This is a genomic window from Sphingomonas sp. Xoc002 (genome assembly GCF_050408055.1).
GTDB classification, from domain to species: Bacteria; Pseudomonadota; Alphaproteobacteria; order Sphingomonadales; family Sphingomonadaceae; genus Sphingomonas; species Sphingomonas yabuuchiae.
In genome coordinates, this window is sequence record NZ_CP191175.1 from 3,243,075 (window position 1) to 3,259,539 (window position 16,465).

Genomic DNA, 16,465 nt, shown 5'->3' on the forward strand with positions numbered 1-16,465 from the left:
TTGATCAGAACAACCGGGTCAGCAGGTAGAAGCCCGCCCCCATCACGGCGGAGGCCGGAATGGTGATGATCCAGGCGATCACCACATTGCCCGCCACGCCCCAGCGCACCGCCGAGGCGCGCCGCGCCACGCCCGCGCCGATGATCGAGCCGGTGATGGTGTGCGTCGTCGACACCGGAATACCCAGCGCGGAGGCGCAGAAGATCACGATCGAGCCCGCCGTCGAGGCGCTGAACCCCTGATGCTGCGACAGCTTGGTGATGCGGCTGCCCATCGTCTCGATGATCTTCCAGCCGCCGGTCATCGTGCCCAGCGCCATGGCGACGTAGCAGGAGATGGCGACCCAGTGCGGCACCTCGAACGGGCCGGTCAGGCGGCCGGTCGAATAGAGGAGGACGGTGATGATCCCCATCGTCTTCTGCGCATCGTTCAGGCCGTGGCTGAGCGAATAGGCGGCCGACGAGACGAGGTGCAGGGCACGGAAGCTGCGCTCCGCCCCGCCCGCCGTCGAACGGCGCAACGCCCAGCTGCTCAGCAGCATGACCAGCATCGCCAGCATCATGCCGAGCAGCGGCGACAGCACGATGGCGAGCAGCGTCTTGTTGAGACCCGCCCATTGCACCGCACCCATGCCCGCATGCGCGACGCCCGCACCGACCAGCCCGCCGACCAGCGCATGGCTGCTCGACGACGGAATGCCGCGCAGCCAGGTGATGACGTTCCACGCCATCGCCCCGCCCAGCGCGCCGAAGATGACGGCGGGCGTCACCACGTCCTGGGCGATCAGGCCCTTGCCGACCGTCTCCGCCACCTTGTGCAGGCTGGGGAAGGCGACGGTCAGGAAATAGGCGGCGAAGTTGAAGAACGCCGCGAACACCACCGCCGCGACCGGCGACAGCAGCCGCGTCGCCACCACGGTCGCGATCGAATTGGCCGCGTCATGCAGGCCGTTGAGATAATCGAAGGCCAACGCGACCAGGATCAGGCCGGCCAGCAGCGGAAAGGCGAGTTCGTGCATGATCCGCGCCTCAGGCGTGATCGATGACGATGCCGTCGATCTCGTCGGCGACATCCTCGAACGCGTCGAGGATGCGCTCCAGATGCTTGTACACTTCCTTTTCGATGACGAAGCGCAACGTGTCGCGCTCGCCGCATTCGTCCAGCGTACGCTTCAGGCCTGCCGCATGGATCTCGTCGGCGCGACCTTCCAGCCGGACCAGTTCCTCGGTCAGCGCATGGAGGCGGTCGCCGTTGCGCGCGACGTCGCGCATCAGCGGCATCGCCTCGACGGTCAGCCGGGCCGCCTCGACCGCGACCGCCGCCATCTCGCGCATCTCAGGCGCGAAGTTGGTCAGCCGGTACAGGCCGATCGCAGTGGCCGCCGCGTTCATCTCGTCGATCGTATCGTCCAGCGAACCGATCAGCGAGGTGATCGAGGCACGGTCGAACGGCGTCAGGAAGGTCGAGCGGACCGAGGTCAGCACCTGTCGCGTGATCTCGTCGGCGTCATGCTCGCGCGCGGCGACGACGGCGATCTCGTCGGCGGTGTGGCCCTGACTGTCGAACAGCCGAACGGTGGCTTCGGCCCCCGCAAGGATAGTGGCGGCTTGCGCCTCGAACAGCTCGAAGAAATTTCCCGTCTTCGGCAGGAGGCGTTGGAACCAGGCGAACATCAGTCGGTAAACCCCGATAGTGATCCGATAACGTGCACGTCTTCAGGCCATGACCGATCGGGCCACGACGAAACGCCGGACCGTGAAAGGGTCAAGAACCGAGGATGGCACGAACGCCGCCCCCCTGACCAGACGCAGGCCCCCCGTCAAGCAAAACCGGGTTACAACTCTGTGACAACAGGGTCCAGAGCGGCCATGCCATGGCGGTTGGGCCCTGGCCGTGGCCGATCGTAAATTCATGAGCCATTGTGGTTTTTCCGCACCACCTCTGTCACGCGAGCGCCATAATGCGCCTCTAACCGCCCGTCCTACCGGGAGAATCTAATCAGTCGGGCGGCATGAACCGCCCGCCGGAGCGTGGGGACTATATGAATTCGGTTATCAAGACCGCGGCGCTGCTGGGCGCTGCGTGGGGAACGCTGGCGGCTGCACCGGCCATCGCACAGACTGCCGCCGACCAGGGCGCGGCCACCACCGCCGCGACGGACGAGCAGCAGGGCCTGGGCGACGTCGTCGTCACCGCCGAGCGCCGTTCGGAAAGCCTGAACCGCGTGCCGGTGTCGGTCGGCGTGGTCAGCGGGTCGAACCTGCGCACCTTCCAGCAGGGCGGTGAGGACATACTGGCGCTGTCGGGCCGCGTGCCCGGCCTGTATGCCGAGACGACCACCGGCCGCATCTTCCCGCGCTTCTATATTCGCGGCCTCGGCAATATCGACTTCTATCTGGGCGCGTCGCAGCCCGTGTCGATCATCCAGGACGATGTGGTCCTGGAGCATGTCGTGCTGAAGTCGAACCCGATCTTCGACGTCGACCAGGTCGAGGTGCTGCGCGGGCCGCAGGGTTCGCTGTTCGGTCGCAACACGACCGCGGGCATCATCAAGTTCGACACGATCAAGCCGACGCAGAGCTTCCAGAGCCGCGCCACCGCCTCGATCGGCAGCTACAACACGATCAGCATGGATGCCGGTGTCGGCGGCCCGTTGATCCGCGACGTGCTGGCCTTCCGCCTGTCGGCGCTGGTGCAGCACCGCGACAACTGGGTCGACAACACCTATGCGGGCACCAGCCTGGACGGCACGCTGACCCCGAAGAACAACGCCATGGGCGGCTTCACCGAGCGCGACGTGCGCCTTCAGCTGCTCCTGACGCCGACCGACACGCTGTCGTTCAACCTGTCGGGCCATGCACGCTGGTATGACGGCACCTCGACGCTGTTCCATCGCGGCGCGCTGAAGAAGGGTTCGCGCGACGTGTCGGCCGAGCCGCGCGACCGCGTCGCCTATGACGAGGGTCAGGGCAATCCGCAGTCCTATGACACGCAAGGTGCCTCGCTGCGCGCCGCCTGGGATTTGGGACCGGCCGAGCTGACCTCGATCACCGCCTATGAAACCACGGCCGGTTTCAGCAAGGGCGACACCGATGGCGGCGCGGCCGCGAACTTCCCGTTCAATGGCCAGCCCAACGGCTATGGCCTGAGCCTGGGTCAGGTCCGGGGTCTCGACCAGTGGACGCAGGAAGTCCGCCTCGCCTCGACCGGGACCGGCGCGTTCAAGTGGCAGGTCGGCGGCATCTATTTCGACAGCCGCGACGTCACCGACTTCTATCAGCGCCGCTTCTTCCTGCTGCCCGCCTACAATCCGGCCGCGCCCGGCAGCCCGAACACCAACAACCCGGACAACTGGGTCCGCCTGCACAACGTCAACACCTCCTGGGGCGTGTTCGGGCAGGTCAGCTATCAGGCCACCGACCGCCTGACCCTGACCGCCGGTGGCCGGATCAGCGAGGACACCAAGCGCACCCAGCTGCTCAAGGCGCCGGGTCGGCCCGATGGCGGCGTGGTCTATCGCGGCCGCCGCGACGTGCGCCTGTCGGACACCCAGCCCAGCTGGGACCTGTCGGCCATGTATGAGGTCAATCCGAACCTGAACGTCTATGTCCGTGCGGCACAGGGCTTCCGTGGCCCGACCATCCAGGGTCGCTCGGCGGTGTTCAATTCGGACTTCACCACCGCGAACTCGGAAACCAACCTGTCGTTCGAAACCGGCTTCAAGTCGAAGCTGTTCGACAACACGCTGCGCTTGAACGCCGCCGCCTTTGCGTACCGCGTGAAGGGTATCCAGCTGAACGGCAATGACTCGGACGGCAACGGCGTGCTGTTCAACGCCGACAAGGCGGTCGCCTACGGCATGGAAGCCGATGCGCAGTGGTTGCCGGTGCGCAACCTGGCGCTGTCGGCGGGTGTCAGTCTGCTGCACTCGGAAATCCGCGACAAGCGCGTGTTCGCCCAGACCTGCGGTCTGAACGGCGTCCAGGTCTGCACCGTGCTCGATCCGTATGTCACCCGCACGGTGTTCGGCGCCCCCGCCTTCTTCGCGCAGATCGACGGCAACCCGCTGCCCAACGCGCCGGAGTACAATGTCAACCTGGCGGCCAAGTACGACATGCCGCTGGCGGATGGCGGCAAGGCGTTCATCGCGACCGACTGGAACCTGCAAGGGTATACGAACTTCGTCCTGTACCGGACCAAGGAGTTCACCTCGAACGGCAATTTCGAGGGCGGCCTGAGCATCGGCTATTCCGCGCCGAACGACGACTGGAGCCTGTCGGTCTTTGCCCGCAACATCACGAACGAGAAGAACCTCAAGGGCGTGATCGAGAACTATATGGCGGCCGTGTTCAACGAACCGCGCATCATCGGCGTGTCGTTCACCGGCAAGTATCGCTGATCGCCTTGATCATGTGATGGGAAAGGCCCGTCCCTCAGACTGAGGGGCGGGCTTTTTCCTGCGCGACGTGAACGCCCCACCCTCCGTTCCGCCTGAGCGCGGTCGAGGGCCACGCCCCTATCCGCGCCGCAGGATCCGCAGACGCCCGGACGCGCCCCTTGCCCGCGCATGGCGTTCGGCATGGGCGAGCAGCATATCCAGGTCCTCGCGCGCGATGTCGAAGCTCTCGTGCATGTCGTCCAGCGCAGCGTCGATATCCTCCGCCCGGATGCGCGAAGCGTCGCCGACCGGCGGGGCGAGCGCGGGTTCGTGCGGATAGCTGCGCCCCGTCGCGCGGTGGAAGAACATGCCGAGCGCCACCAGCGCGATCGAGTTGATCGCGACCGGCGCAAAGGCAAAGGAAAAGCCGGCCGCATGGATGCCCTGACTGCCGATCACGGCGGTCAGTGCCGCCGCGCCGCCCGGCGGATGCAGGCAGCGCGCCAGCGACATGACCAGGATGGCACCCCCGACCGCGCATCCGGCCGCCAAGGGCAGCGACGGGATCGCCTGAAACATCGCCACCCCGACCAGCGTCGACAGGACATTGCCCCCGACCACCGACCAGGGCTGGGCCAGCGGACTGGCGGGCACGGCGAAGACGAGCACCGCCGAGGCCCCCAGGGGCGCGACGATGATCGGCAGATCGGGACCGAGCGGCGGCAGACCGCCACAGACGATGATGGTCAGCGCGATCCCGATGACCGCTCCGACACAGGCGAGCAGACGGCCGGACAGGGTTGCTCCGGCGAGCAAGGGTTGGAAAAAGCGCATGAAATCTTTGGCTGTTTCGGATGGAAAGGTTCGGGATTAACCGCGGACCGCACGCCTGGCCACCGTCAATAACGTGATGCGATACCCGCGAAACCTGGCGCGAAGCCCCTCCTCCCGGCAGGGGAGTTTCAGGTAAACGATGCGGGGCATCGTTTACCTGAAACTGGGTTTGGGGTGGGGACTGAGCCGCAAGCGATGGTCTCGGTGAGACACATTACCCTCCCCCATCCCCTCCCGTTTACGGGAGGGGAGCGGACGGTCGTGAGGTCCGGGCGTGTCAGACCTCGGCCAGGAACACCACGCCCGGAATGGCGATGCTCCGGCCGGTCGCGGTCAGGTGGCCGTCCCGACCGATGCGGAAGGCGTCGACCGTACCCGAACGCTCGTTCGCCACCAGCATCTCCCCCCGCCCCTTGCGCAGCAGAAAGAAGCGTGGCCAATTCCCGCCGGTCGGGACATGCTGCACCAGCCGGGGCTCGCCCTTCGCATCCAGCGCAAAGACGGAAATGCTGTTCGCGCCGCGATTGGACACATAGAGCGTCCGCCCCGCCCGATCGATCGCGATATGCGCGGCATAGGATGGCCCCTTCGTGCCCTCGGGGAGCAGCGCGTGCTCGCCTGCGTCTCGAAAACGCCCATCGGGCAGCGCATCGAGGACGAACAGCTTCGGCGTCAGCTCACAGGCGAGATAGGCGCGCGGCAGGGTCGGGTGGCGGACCATGTGGCGCGGGCCTGCCCCGGCGGGCGCGGACCATGCGACCACCGGCTCGGCCAGCGTGCGTGCGGCGGGGTCGAAGCGATAGGCGAAGATCGAATCCGCCCCCAGATCGACCGCATGCAGCCAGCGCCGGTCGGGGCTGAACCCCACCCAATGCGCGTGCGGCCCGGCCTGACGCTCGCTATTGGGTCCGTGGCCATGGTGCTGGAAGACCTGGGCCGGGCCGGTCGCGCCGGTTCGACGGTCGAGCCGATAGAAGGCGACCGAGCCGCTGGAATAATTGGCGACGGCCAGGCAGGCCGAAGCCCGGTCGATCCCGACATGACACGGGTCCGCCCCGCCGGTCGAAGCACCGCCCCGCGCGGTCCAGTCCGGGCCATAGCCGCTCACGCGGCCATCCGCCTGTTCGCGCAGCAGATAGAAGGTGCCGTCCGGCCCGCCGCCCACGCCGTACGAGGCGTTGACGATCCCCGACACCGGCTGTCCGACGCGCCCATCGACGATCGGATAGAGCCCCTTGCCACCCTCATTGGCATAGGTGCCCGCGATCAGCCCGTCGCGCCCCGGCACCCGGGCCACGGCCGGGACAGCCGCGCCCAGCCCCATCACCGCTGCGCCAACCACCACCTCGCGCCGTGTCGTCGTCATGCCCATTCCTTTCAAGGGCAGCGTTGAACGGCAAAGGGGGCGGGAAGGCAATGACCTTCCCGCCCCCTCCGGGCTCACGATGCGATCAATCGATCAGATCGCGACCACGCCGCCGTCATTCTTGGTGATGACGATGGTGGCCGAGCGCGGACGGATGGTCGCGGAGGCCGAACCGCCCTGGCTGTCCGGCCAGTTGCTGGTCGGCGCGGACGGGGTGCTGGCGTCCTCGCCCGGATGCTGGATGTTGACGAACACCGAGGTGCCGTCCGGCGTCGAGTGGATGCCGGTGATCTCGCACTGTTTCGGGCCGACCAGGAAGCGCTTCAGCGTGACGCCCGGCGCCTTGCCGATCCGCGTGGTGACGGTCGCGCTCGATCCGCCCGCGCTGCTCGTGACCGAGCGGGTGCCGCCATCGCCGACCCGGCCGGGGATCGCGGCCAGCATCATGCAGTTGGTGACGTCGGTGAAGGCGCCGTCATCGGTCTGGATCCACATCACCGGCGTCGCCTGCCCGGCGACATTGCTCGGCAGGCTGAACCACAGGCCGTCGGGCGACGAGAAGTCGTTGGTCGCGTCCAGCCCCGACAGGTTGATGTTGGTCGGATCCAGGTCCGCCCCCGCACCGAAGGCATAGACGTCCCAGGTGAAGCTGGTCGCCTCGGTCGTGTCGTTGGTCTCGCGGATACGGATGATATGGCCGTTGCGGTTGCCGACCGAGGTCGAGGGTGCATCGACATAGGCGCGCGGATTGGCCGCATCGACGCCGGTCAGATTGCCCGAGGCGACCGGGCGGCGCGAGGCGTTGTTGGTCAGGGTGCAGTACATCTCGCCGGTCGCCGGATTGACGGCGGTCCATTCCGGCCGGTCCATCTTGGTCGCGCCCAGCACGTCGGCGGCCAGACGGGTGTTGATCAGGACATCGGCCTGATCCGCGAAGGGATAGACGCTGTTCGAGGCGTTCAGCCCGTTCTGGCCGAAGACCAGCGGCATCCACAGTCCGGTGCCGTCCGCGTTGAATTTCGCGACATAGAGCGTGCCGTTGTCCAGATATTTGTCCCCGACCGCCAGGCGATCGCTGGCGCTGGCGTCCGAGGCATTCCACGGCCTCGTCGAGACGAACTTGTAGATATATTCGTTCTGCGCGTCGTCGCCCATGTAGAAGGCCGGACGGACGCCCGCGATCATCCGGCCGCTCTGGCAGCCTTCGTGGTTCATGCGGCCCAGCGCGGTGCGCTTGCGCGGGGTCGAATTCGGGTTGAACGGATCGATCTCGACCACCCAGCCGAACTGAAACGGCTCGTGCCGGAAGTCGGCGGTGCCATCCGCGGCCAGCGCGGCATTGGCGGTCGCGTTCCAGCGGCGGAAGACAGTGCTCGACGCATCCGACGGCGTGACCGTGGTCCAGCCATAATTGCCCGAGCGCCCCTCGCTGATGCCATAGCGGGCCAGCGAGACATTCTGCCTGGCCGTGGTCGCGGTGCGGACCGCCGCGTCACCGGCGGTGCGGCGGAAATAACCCGCCCAATTCTCTTCGTTGGTCAGGTACGTGTTCCACGCCATCGTGCCGTTGGCGCAGTTGTTGATGGTGCCGCGCCCCATCGTGCCGTCGGCCGAATAGGCGGTCTTCAGCCAGGCATTGCCCTTGACCGGGCCGCTGAAGGCCATCGGGGTGTTGGGCGTGATGCGACGGTTCAGCGACGAGCTCTGGACATAGGCCCAGGCGCCGTTGGCGCGGGTGACCTCGACCACCGAGACGCCGTGGCACTCGATCTCCTTGATCGCCTCGGATTCGGGACGCGGGCTGGGCGTCGGGCCGTTGGCGTGGAGATAGAGCTGAGTGATATTCTCGTGGTTGAGGACCAGCAGGCCGCGCGTGCTGCTGTTCGGGTCCGGATTGGCGCCCGACGAGGACAGGCCGAAATAGCTCATGCCGTCATGATGGTCGCCCGCGCGCTGTGCGAAATTGGTGTCGTTGCCGTTATTGGCAAAGGCCGGGACGGCGCTGCTGATCGGATCGCCCAGGCGATAGAGCACGGTCACGCTATAGCCCGAGGGGACGGTCACGATATCGGCCAGGCTGTGCGGCACGGCGGTGAAGTCGAGCGTGATCGGCGTGACGGTGACCGTCACCGTGTTGTTGGTGACCAGACCGTCGCGGCTGGTGATCTCCAGCTTGAACGCCAGCTGCGTCGCGGTCGCCACGGCGGGTGCGCGGAACGAGGCGACCAGCTGGTTGGCATTGGTCAGCGTGACGGACGGGCCTGCCGTCTGGCTCCAGTTCACATTGGCGACCTGGCCGCTGCCGACGGTGCCGGTCAGCGTGACGGGACGGCCCGCCGCGACGCTGGCGGTGCTGCCCGCCGCCGTAGCGGTGACCGCCTGCGGATTCTCGTCGTCGCAACCGGCCAGCAGCGCACCGCCGAACAGCGCGGTGGTCATCGCCGACACACCATGGCGCAGCGTCTGGCGGCGCGACAGGCGGGTGGCGATCAGGTCGCTCATATGCGCGTTGGCGGAGCGGTTGGTGTCGATGTCGCCATCGTCATAGGCGACCATGTTGTTGATATCCGACATGGAATTTCCCCCGATACCGCGCAGGAAGCGCTGCGGTAAGCAGGGGCGCTTTGCCGCCGAACCAAGTCATGCACGCTTCATTTCGGCGTCATGTCGGTGACCGATGCATGACTGAAACATGACACACACGTCATGCGACGGGATTGCTTGACTCGCGTCCTCGATCCTCGTAGGGGCAGCCCCGCATCCGGATGGGCTTGCCCGTTCGGATTCCGTCCAAGACAGCAGGTGCCGGGGAATATGCCTTGGCTTAATCTCCTGCCGAGACGGGGAAAAGGATTTTGCCGGTCGTGCCACTCGCTGGTCCCGCCCGGTCTGCCCCGCGTTTCTCACGCGTCGGTTGCCCATTCCCCATCGCTGGACACCCCGAGGGGTGGTTTCACCCCCCGGTCAAGCAACCGGGATGACCGTTCGCGGTCGTTCCAACCATGGAGAATGGCATGGATCGCGATCAAAAGAGCCAGGCCGTCGCCGAACTGAACCGCAACTTCAACGAGGTTGGCGTGGTGGTCATCACCCGCAACCACGGCATGACCGTCGCCCAGTCGACGGCCCTGCGCACGAAGATGCGGGAAGCCGGCGCGACCTACAAGGTCTCGAAGAACCGGCTTGCCAAGATCGCAGCCCAGGGCACCGACTATGCCGGTGTCGCTGACATGCTGACGGGTCCCGTCGGCATTGCCAGCTCGATCGATCCCGTGGCCGCCGCCAAGGTGGCCGTGGATTTCGCCAAGACGACCGACAAGTTCGAGATCGTCGGCGGATCGATGGGTGCGAACGTCCTTGATGTCGCAGGCGTGCAGGCGCTGGCGACTCTGCCCTCGCTGGACGAGCTCCGGGCGAAGCTGGTTGGTCTTATCGTCGCTCCGGCGACCAAGCTGGCCACCATCACCCAGGCTCCCGCGGCGCAGATCGCCCGCGTCCTCGCGGCTTATGCCGACAAGGACAAGGAAGCCGCCTGATCTTCGGGCGAACACGATTGAACTGACACACTCGGGCCATTTTACCCGGCCCGTATTGGAGATAAGAACATGGCAGACCTGAACGCGCTGGTTGACCAGCTGAGCGAGCTGACCGTCCTCGAGGCCGCTGAGCTCTCGAAGATGCTCGAAGAGAAGTGGGGCGTCTCGGCCGCCGCTGCTGTTGCCGCGGCTCCTGCTGCCGGCGGCGCTGCTGCTCCGGCCGCTGAAGAGAAGACCGAATTCGACGTGATCCTCACCGGCGACGGTGGCAAGAAGATCAACGTCATCAAGGAAGTCCGCGCGATCACCGGCCTGGGCCTGACCGAAGCCAAGGCGCTGGTCGAAGGCGCTCCGAAGCCCGTCAAGGAAGGCATTGCCAAGGACGAGGCCGAGAAGATCAAGAAGCAGCTCGAAGAAGCCGGCGCGACCGTCGAGCTCAAGTAATCGGACTGCGAAAGGGCAACCTTTCGCACCCGTTCGCTTGGCGAGCTAAAGTTAAGGGCGGCCCCTTCGGGGGTCGCCCTTTTCTTTTGGAAAAGGGCAGATCCGGATGGGCGACGTGCCGCGATGCACCATCTGGAAAGCATTGAGAGTTAGGGCATCTTGCCCGAATCGGGGTAGTTTGGGCACATTGGACCGATGGAACAAGACGACGCGCCTTCCAGCGCGGAATTGAGCTTCACATGGCTCGTGGCCGCGACGCTGCACTTTCTGTGCGCGGCATCGACCGTCTATCTGACGAGCGACGGCAAGACGATCGCGACGGTGTGGCCCGCCAATGCCGTCCTGCTGGCCCTTCTGCTCCTGTATTCGCGGCCGCGCTGGATTACGGTCCTCAGTGCCGGACTGATCGGCAATCTCCTGGCCAACTGGCTGACCCGGGGGACGATCACGGGCCCGCTGCTCCTGAGCCTGGCGAACGGATCGGAGGTCGCGGTCGCGACTCTGTTGATACGGGGACGGCTGAACGCGTTCGATCTATTGCGCTCCACCGGTGCCCTGCTGCGCTTCATCCTGGCGGCCGGGGTCATCGCCCCCCTGATCAGCGGCCTGCTCGGCGCAGGCGCGGCAATGCTCGTATATCAGCAGCACTTCCTCCTCGCCTTTCGCACATGGTTCGTCAGCGACAGCCTGGGCCTGCTCGTCTTCACCCCTGTGTTCCTGTCGATCTTCAACGGCCAACTGGCCGACTGCTTGCGCAGCAAGACGGGGCTGCAGCGCGTCCAGGCGCTCGGTTATCTCGGACTCGTCGCTGCGATTGCCTATCTGGTCTTCGTCGTCGCCGAGCTACCGGCCCTGTTCCTCATCTATGCGCCGGTTATCCTGATCACCTTCCGCGTCGGACCGCTTGGGACGAAGATGGCGGTCATGATGGTCGCCGTGATCGGGGCACTAGCCACGACGGCGGGCCACGGCCCCATCGCCATGGTCGCGACCGATCCGCAGATGAAGGCGCACCTGTTCCAGACCTTCCTGGCGGTCATGCTGCTGACGTGCCTGCCCGTCGCCGCCGAGATTTCCGAACGCAACCGGCTGGCCCAGGAACTCGCGGCGCGTGCGGCGGAAGCGGATGCCGAGGCAGCAACCGACATGCTGACCGGGCTGTTCAACCGGCGGGGCTTCATGCGTCGGTTCCCGCCGCTGATTGCCGATCGGAACACCGGCTTTTGCTGTGTTGCGGTGGATGTCGATCGCTTCAAGGGCATCAACGATCGCTGGGGCCATCCGTTCGGCGATCGGGTGCTTCGCCACATTGCCTCGACGATGCGTGCGAATACGCGGGCGGACGATCTGCTTGCCCGGCTCGGCGGCGACGAGTTCCTGATGATCCTGCATGACGAGCCCCATCGCACCGGTGAGGAGATCTGCACGCGCATTCAATCCGCCTTGCGGCAATATCCCCTCACCGCCGATGACGGGACGAGCGTGATGGTCGCCATCAGCGTCGGCATCGTCTGTTTCGAGGGGCACGAGCCGCTGGAGCAAATCCTCGCCCAAGCCGATCGGGCGCTGTACGAGGCCAAGCGCGACGGCCGGAACGGCATGAGGTCGGCTGCCCCGGCCTGACCCCGTTCGGAACGAGGACGGCGCGTATCGTGTCTATTGACCCGCGACCGGTCAGGCGCGAACCCAAGGCTGAGCCCGTCGCACGTCGAGCCCACAGACGTCGCGCAGCCCGTGCCGCCGCGCATAGGCCGCCACCCGCGCATCATAATCCGCCGCCAGTGGATCGCCGAAATTCCAGTCGGGCGGATTGAAGGTCGAGAAGCCGTTGATCGTCGGCACCCGCCACAGCTCGGCCAGGAACATGCCGTCGACATTGTGGGGATAGAGCTTGTGCAGTTCCTCGCTGATGTAGAGCGGCTCGCTCCCGCGCGACGCGGTGACGTAGAACACGCGGCAGTCGCGCGGCGGCCGCGGAATCGCGAACAGGGCGGTACGATGCTCGGCACGGCTGAACTGGGCGGGCGTCTCGGCGCTGAGATTCTCGGCGACCAGCAAAGCGACGATCGCCGCCGCCCAGGCCGGGCGTTCCGCCCGCAACCGCGCCGCCTGCGCCCGCCAGCCCGCCACGATGATGAGCAGGAACGGCAGGGTCAGCCACAGCTGATAGCGAGAGACGGTGCGCAACCCCTTGGCGCCCGGCACCAGCTCGAACACGAGCAGCCAGGGCGAGGCGTACCAGAATTGCAGGGTCAGGACCCAGGCGACCATCATGGCCAGGGTGAAGGCGCGCAACGTCACCGGCGCCTCGGCCTGGCCCACCCGTTTCCGCACCACGATCCGCCAGGCCGCGACCAGCAGCAGCGCGACCATCAGCAGCGGAAACCCCGCCTCATGCTCGCCGCCCAGCACCCGGCGCGGCAGGTCGGGATCGTCGGGCAGCAGATGATGGACCAGCGCATGGAGCGGCGCGAACAGCCTGCCCCATATATAATTGCCCGGGCCCACATTCACCATGTCGATGACCGGCGTGACGAGATAGCCGAGCATGTCCTCCAGCCCCTCGCCCCCCGTCTCGCGCATCTTGGGCAGATAGACGATCAGGAAAGGCAGGATCAGGACGGCAAAGGCCGCGACGCCGACCGCGATCGTCCCGGCATGACGGCGAACCAGCGCAAAGGCGGCGGCGGGCCGTGCCTGCCCGGTCATCACGCCCCAGCACAGCAGGAACAGGCAGGCCGAAAAGATGGTGAACCAGGCCATGTAGTAAGAGGTCATCAGCCACGCCGCCATCAGCGCGGCCAAGCCCGCCGCCCGCACCCGCGCCGCACCATGCCGCCCCGCGCCTTCCGCCCGGACGCAAGCCATCGCCAGCATCATCGCGAGGGGGAGCAGCGCCACGCTCTGCAACTGGGCATGGACCGCTTGCAGATGGATGTTGCTGGCGATCGTCCAGAGCAGCGCGACCAGGACGGCCGCCCCCCGCCCCCAGCGCAGGGTGCGCGCGACCAGGGCATAGGCGGCAAAAAAGCCGATCGTCTTGAAGGTCAGGATGTTCAGCGTGTCGGCGTGAAAGGGGTCGGCGACCAGCCGCCACAGGCTGTAGACGATGCCATAGAGGAAATAGCCGTCATTATAGCCCAGCGTCCCGCCATAAGGGTGGAAGTAGAATCCGCTGTTCCATGACGACACCCCCGACCAGACATTGCGCCAATGTTCGAGAATGGTCATCTCGATCAGCGCATCGCCACGCTCGCCGAATCCCAGATCGAACCCGCTGGCGATCGGCACGCGGAAAAAGATCAGCATTGCCAGCAGATAAGCCAGGGAAATGACGAAAACGTCATGCCAGGCAATCTTGCGGCGGCAGCGAATAGGGGCTGGACTCATGGGGTCCGCCTATGTCGTCGACACGCTCCTGTCGAGCGGGGATAAGTTCACCAAAGCGGTGTATAATCTCATTTCACCAAACAAACGAACATGTTGAAGTGAGAAAGAATCGAACGAGCCGCCACCACATCCCAATATTGGACAGCGATTCATCACTGCTTCAATTCGAGACGCATGGGACTGTTCGGGACGATCACTCTTCGGCGCTATGATTGAAAGCGTCATGAACCCGTCATAGCCCTCGCCCCGTCATACGGCCCACAGGGGGGTCACGGGAGAAACGATCATGACGGACTTTACGGTTTCCAGAAACTGGTATGCCCCGCTCTTCGTCTATGGCGGCGAAACGGACACCGTCAGCGCGCGGGGCAGGCTCACGCCGGTGACCTCCACGGCCGTGTATTTCAAGCTGATCGGCTCGTCGAACGACGCGACCCTGAACAACAGGGGCGAGATTGCGGCGCGCGACGTGGCGATCGACACCCTCTGGTCCCCCGCCCATAGCTTCCTGACCAGCGCCGACCAGAATATCGTGGTCTGCAATTCGGGTTCGATCACGGCCGGGGACGACATCTTCCGGGTCCGCACCACGCTGAAGGGCGGCTCCGCGACGGTCGACAATTGCGGCACGATGAGCACCACCGGCGGGCGCGGCGTGAACATCCAGGAATATAGCGACCTGTCCCAATTCACGCTGACCAATGCGCAGTGCGGCGTCATCAAGAGCCAGGGCGACACCATCCGCCTGACCTCCGCGAACACCGGCACCGTCTTCACCGGCGTGATCGCGATCACCAACAATGGTCGACTTGAAACGACCGGCACCGGCGGCCAGAACGGTCAGGCGATCGATCTGGGCGATGTGCGCGTCACCGAAGCGGGCCATGTCCAGATCACCAACGGCAAGACCGGCGTGATCCAGTCCGCCGACGCCGACGCCATCCGCACCAGCGCCTATACGCAGATCGCCAATTCCGGTGTGATCGAAGCTCGCAACGGCACCCGCAACTCCTCGGGCAATGACGGCATCGATGCCCAGTCCAACATCGGCGTGACGGTGGACAATTACGCGGGCGGCACGATCACCGGTGCACGTCATGGCATCACCGGCACGCAGTCGATCGGCATCACCAATGACGGCACGATCCTGGGCAAGCAGGGTTCGGGCATCAATCTGGACACGGCGTCCTCGACCGTCACCAAGATCGTCAACACCGCCCATGGCGTGATTACGGGCACCGCGACCGCCACCAAGGACGGCGACGGGATCGACGTCGACGGCCTGATCGACCTGACCAATGCGGGGACGATCCAGGCGGTCGGCAAGTATCTGGGCGGCGACGGCTTCAACGAAGCGCTGGCGATCGGCGGCGGCACCGTCGTCAACAGCGGCCAGATCGTCAGCGAGCAGCGCGCGATCACCGTCGACAATGGCCATGGCGGCGCGGCCTTCGCGGCGCTGGCCCTGACCAACGAAGCCGATGGTTCGATCGTCGCCGGCAATGGCGCAGCGGCGATCACCATCATCGGCGACAAGGCCGACACGATCACCAACAAGGGCAGCATCGTCGGCAACGTCTCGACCGATGCAGGCAATGACGTGCTGAACAACGCCGGATCGATCAAGGGCGATGTCAGCCTGGGGGCCGGTGACGATGTCGCGAACTGGACCGGCGACCTGACCAGCGTCCAGCGCGTCGATGGTGGTGCGGGCACGGATGCGCTGAACTTCGACGTGGTGATGAGCGGCACGGTGAAGGCCAGCTTCGTCAATTTCGAAACCGCGTCGGGCCAGATCCTGGGCCAGGGGGGCGACGACGTCATCGACTTGTCGAGCCTGACGGCCACCGGCTCGCTGAAGCTGGCGGGTGGCGACGGCAACGACATCATCCTGGGCGGCACGACCGACGACCTGCTGATCGGCGGGCGCGGCAACGACGTGCTCAACGGTGGCGCGGGCAAGAACGTGCTGATCGGTGGCGAAGGTGCCGACACCTTCATCCTGTCTACGACCAAGCCGGACGGCGGGCACGACCAGATCAAGGATTTCGAGACGGGCATCGATACGCTGCAGATCGACACCAAGGTCTTCACCGCACTGGCCCAATATGGCCTGGGCCGCCTGGACTTCGGCGAACTGACCTTCGGCGCCGCCGCGACGACGGCGGACCAGCATCTGATCTACAACGCCAAGAAGGGCCATCTGCTGTACGATCCCGATGGCGTCGGCGGCCAGGAGGCCTTCGTGATCCTCGCGGCGCTGTCCAACCATGTCGATCTGGCGGCGAGCGATATCGTCCTGATCTGATCGGGACGGCCATCGTCCAAGGATGGAGAGGCGGGTCGGAAACGGCCCGCCTTTTTTTCGTTTGGGGGGCGGAGGGGAACGGGGCGCAAGGCTGTCTTTCCCCTCATTCCTCCCCTGCAAGGGGAAGTGGCAGCGCGCTGCGCTGACGGAGGGGTGCCCCGCCCTCGATAGGGCTACACCCCTCCACCAGCTTTGCTGGTCCCCCTCCC

Annotated in this window: 11 protein-coding genes; 5 read left to right on the forward strand and 6 right to left on the reverse strand. The window is 65.8% G+C overall.

Going from position 1 to position 16,465, the window contains the following annotated elements; translation table 11 throughout:
* Positions 1 to 4 precede the first annotated feature (4 nt).
* The gene (locus tag ACQR50_RS14925) at positions 5 to 1,018 is read right to left on the reverse strand and encodes an inorganic phosphate transporter (protein WP_294269797.1); all 1,014 of its coding nucleotides are present in this window, start codon (positions 1,016 to 1,018) and stop codon (positions 5 to 7) included.
* A 10-nt stretch (positions 1,019 to 1,028) separates the two neighbouring features.
* On the reverse strand, positions 1,029 to 1,673 hold the full coding sequence (locus ACQR50_RS14930) for a DUF47 domain-containing protein (protein ID WP_042483828.1): 645 nt from the start codon (positions 1,671 to 1,673) through the stop codon (positions 1,029 to 1,031).
* A gap of 368 nt (positions 1,674 to 2,041) precedes the next feature.
* On the opposite strand from ACQR50_RS14930, the gene ACQR50_RS14935 reads away from it, so the two are divergent.
* On the forward strand, positions 2,042 to 4,399 hold the full coding sequence (locus ACQR50_RS14935) for a TonB-dependent receptor (protein WP_428968903.1): 2,358 nt from the start codon (positions 2,042 to 2,044) through the stop codon (positions 4,397 to 4,399).
* A 117-nt stretch (positions 4,400 to 4,516) separates the two neighbouring features.
* Here the strand turns inward: ACQR50_RS14935 and ACQR50_RS14940 are convergent, their stop codons facing one another.
* From ACQR50_RS14940 to ACQR50_RS14950, 3 genes are all read right to left on the reverse strand, one after another.
* On the reverse strand, positions 4,517 to 5,212 hold the full coding sequence (locus ACQR50_RS14940; RefSeq protein WP_428968904.1) for an HPP family protein: 696 nt from the start codon (positions 5,210 to 5,212) through the stop codon (positions 4,517 to 4,519).
* Positions 5,213 to 5,489: 277 nt separating this feature from the next.
* Complete coding sequence (locus ACQR50_RS14945) at positions 5,490 to 6,578, reverse strand: lactonase family protein (protein WP_428968905.1); 1,089 nt, start codon at positions 6,576 to 6,578, stop codon at positions 5,490 to 5,492.
* Positions 6,579 to 6,671: 93 nt separating this feature from the next.
* A complete protein-coding gene (locus tag ACQR50_RS14950) occupies positions 6,672 to 9,152 on the reverse strand; it encodes an alkaline phosphatase PhoX (RefSeq protein WP_428968906.1) in 2,481 nt (826 codons plus the stop codon).
* Positions 9,153 to 9,592: 440 nt separating this feature from the next.
* On the opposite strand from ACQR50_RS14950, the gene rplJ reads away from it, so the two are divergent.
* From rplJ to ACQR50_RS14965, 3 genes are all read left to right on the forward strand, one after another.
* Positions 9,593 to 10,114: a 50S ribosomal protein L10 gene (gene rplJ, locus ACQR50_RS14955; protein ID WP_056437177.1), complete on the forward strand. Its 522-nt coding sequence runs from the start codon at positions 9,593 to 9,595 to the stop codon at positions 10,112 to 10,114.
* 69 nt (positions 10,115 to 10,183) lie between these two features.
* Positions 10,184 to 10,558, forward strand: a complete 375-nt coding sequence (gene rplL / locus ACQR50_RS14960; RefSeq protein ID WP_007403895.1) for a 50S ribosomal protein L7/L12 — start codon at positions 10,184 to 10,186, stop codon at positions 10,556 to 10,558.
* A 195-nt stretch (positions 10,559 to 10,753) separates the two neighbouring features.
* Complete coding sequence (locus tag ACQR50_RS14965; RefSeq protein WP_428968907.1) at positions 10,754 to 12,181, forward strand: diguanylate cyclase; 1,428 nt, start codon at positions 10,754 to 10,756, stop codon at positions 12,179 to 12,181.
* Positions 12,182 to 12,232: 51 nt separating this feature from the next.
* Here the strand turns inward: ACQR50_RS14965 and ACQR50_RS14970 are convergent, their stop codons facing one another.
* Positions 12,233 to 13,867, reverse strand: coding sequence for a hypothetical protein (locus ACQR50_RS14970; protein ID WP_428968908.1), 1,635 nt, complete (start codon positions 13,865 to 13,867; stop codon positions 12,233 to 12,235).
* 367 nt (positions 13,868 to 14,234) lie between these two features.
* Here ACQR50_RS14970 and ACQR50_RS14975 point away from each other — a divergent pair, with 367 nt between their 5' ends.
* Positions 14,235 to 16,256, forward strand: coding sequence for a hypothetical protein (locus ACQR50_RS14975; RefSeq protein ID WP_428968909.1), 2,022 nt, complete (start codon positions 14,235 to 14,237; stop codon positions 16,254 to 16,256).
* Positions 16,257 to 16,465 lie beyond the last annotated feature (209 nt).

Excerpts from the sequence above, each read along its gene's own strand:
- ACQR50_RS14925 (WP_294269797.1), bottom strand. The coding sequence starts at position 1,018 with ATGCACGAACTCGCCTTTCCGCTGCTGGCCGGCCTGATCCTGGTCGCG.
- ACQR50_RS14930 (WP_042483828.1), bottom strand. The coding sequence starts at position 1,673 with ATGTTCGCCTGGTTCCAACGCCTCCTGCCGAAGACGGGAAATTTCTTC.
- ACQR50_RS14935 (WP_428968903.1), top strand. The coding sequence starts at position 2,042 with ATGAATTCGGTTATCAAGACCGCGGCGCTGCTGGGCGCTGCGTGGGGA.
- ACQR50_RS14940 (WP_428968904.1), bottom strand. The coding sequence starts at position 5,212 with ATGCGCTTTTTCCAACCCTTGCTCGCCGGAGCAACCCTGTCCGGCCGT.
- ACQR50_RS14945 (WP_428968905.1), bottom strand. The coding sequence starts at position 6,578 with ATGACGACGACACGGCGCGAGGTGGTGGTTGGCGCAGCGGTGATGGGG.
- ACQR50_RS14950 (WP_428968906.1), bottom strand. The coding sequence starts at position 9,152 with ATGTCGGATATCAACAACATGGTCGCCTATGACGATGGCGACATCGAC.
- rplJ (WP_056437177.1), top strand. The coding sequence starts at position 9,593 with ATGGATCGCGATCAAAAGAGCCAGGCCGTCGCCGAACTGAACCGCAAC.
- rplL (WP_007403895.1), top strand. The coding sequence starts at position 10,184 with ATGGCAGACCTGAACGCGCTGGTTGACCAGCTGAGCGAGCTGACCGTC.
- ACQR50_RS14965 (WP_428968907.1), top strand. The coding sequence starts at position 10,754 with ATGGAACAAGACGACGCGCCTTCCAGCGCGGAATTGAGCTTCACATGG.
- ACQR50_RS14970 (WP_428968908.1), bottom strand. The coding sequence starts at position 13,867 with ATGCTGATCTTTTTCCGCGTGCCGATCGCCAGCGGGTTCGATCTGGGA.
- ACQR50_RS14975 (WP_428968909.1), top strand. The coding sequence starts at position 14,235 with ATGACGGACTTTACGGTTTCCAGAAACTGGTATGCCCCGCTCTTCGTC.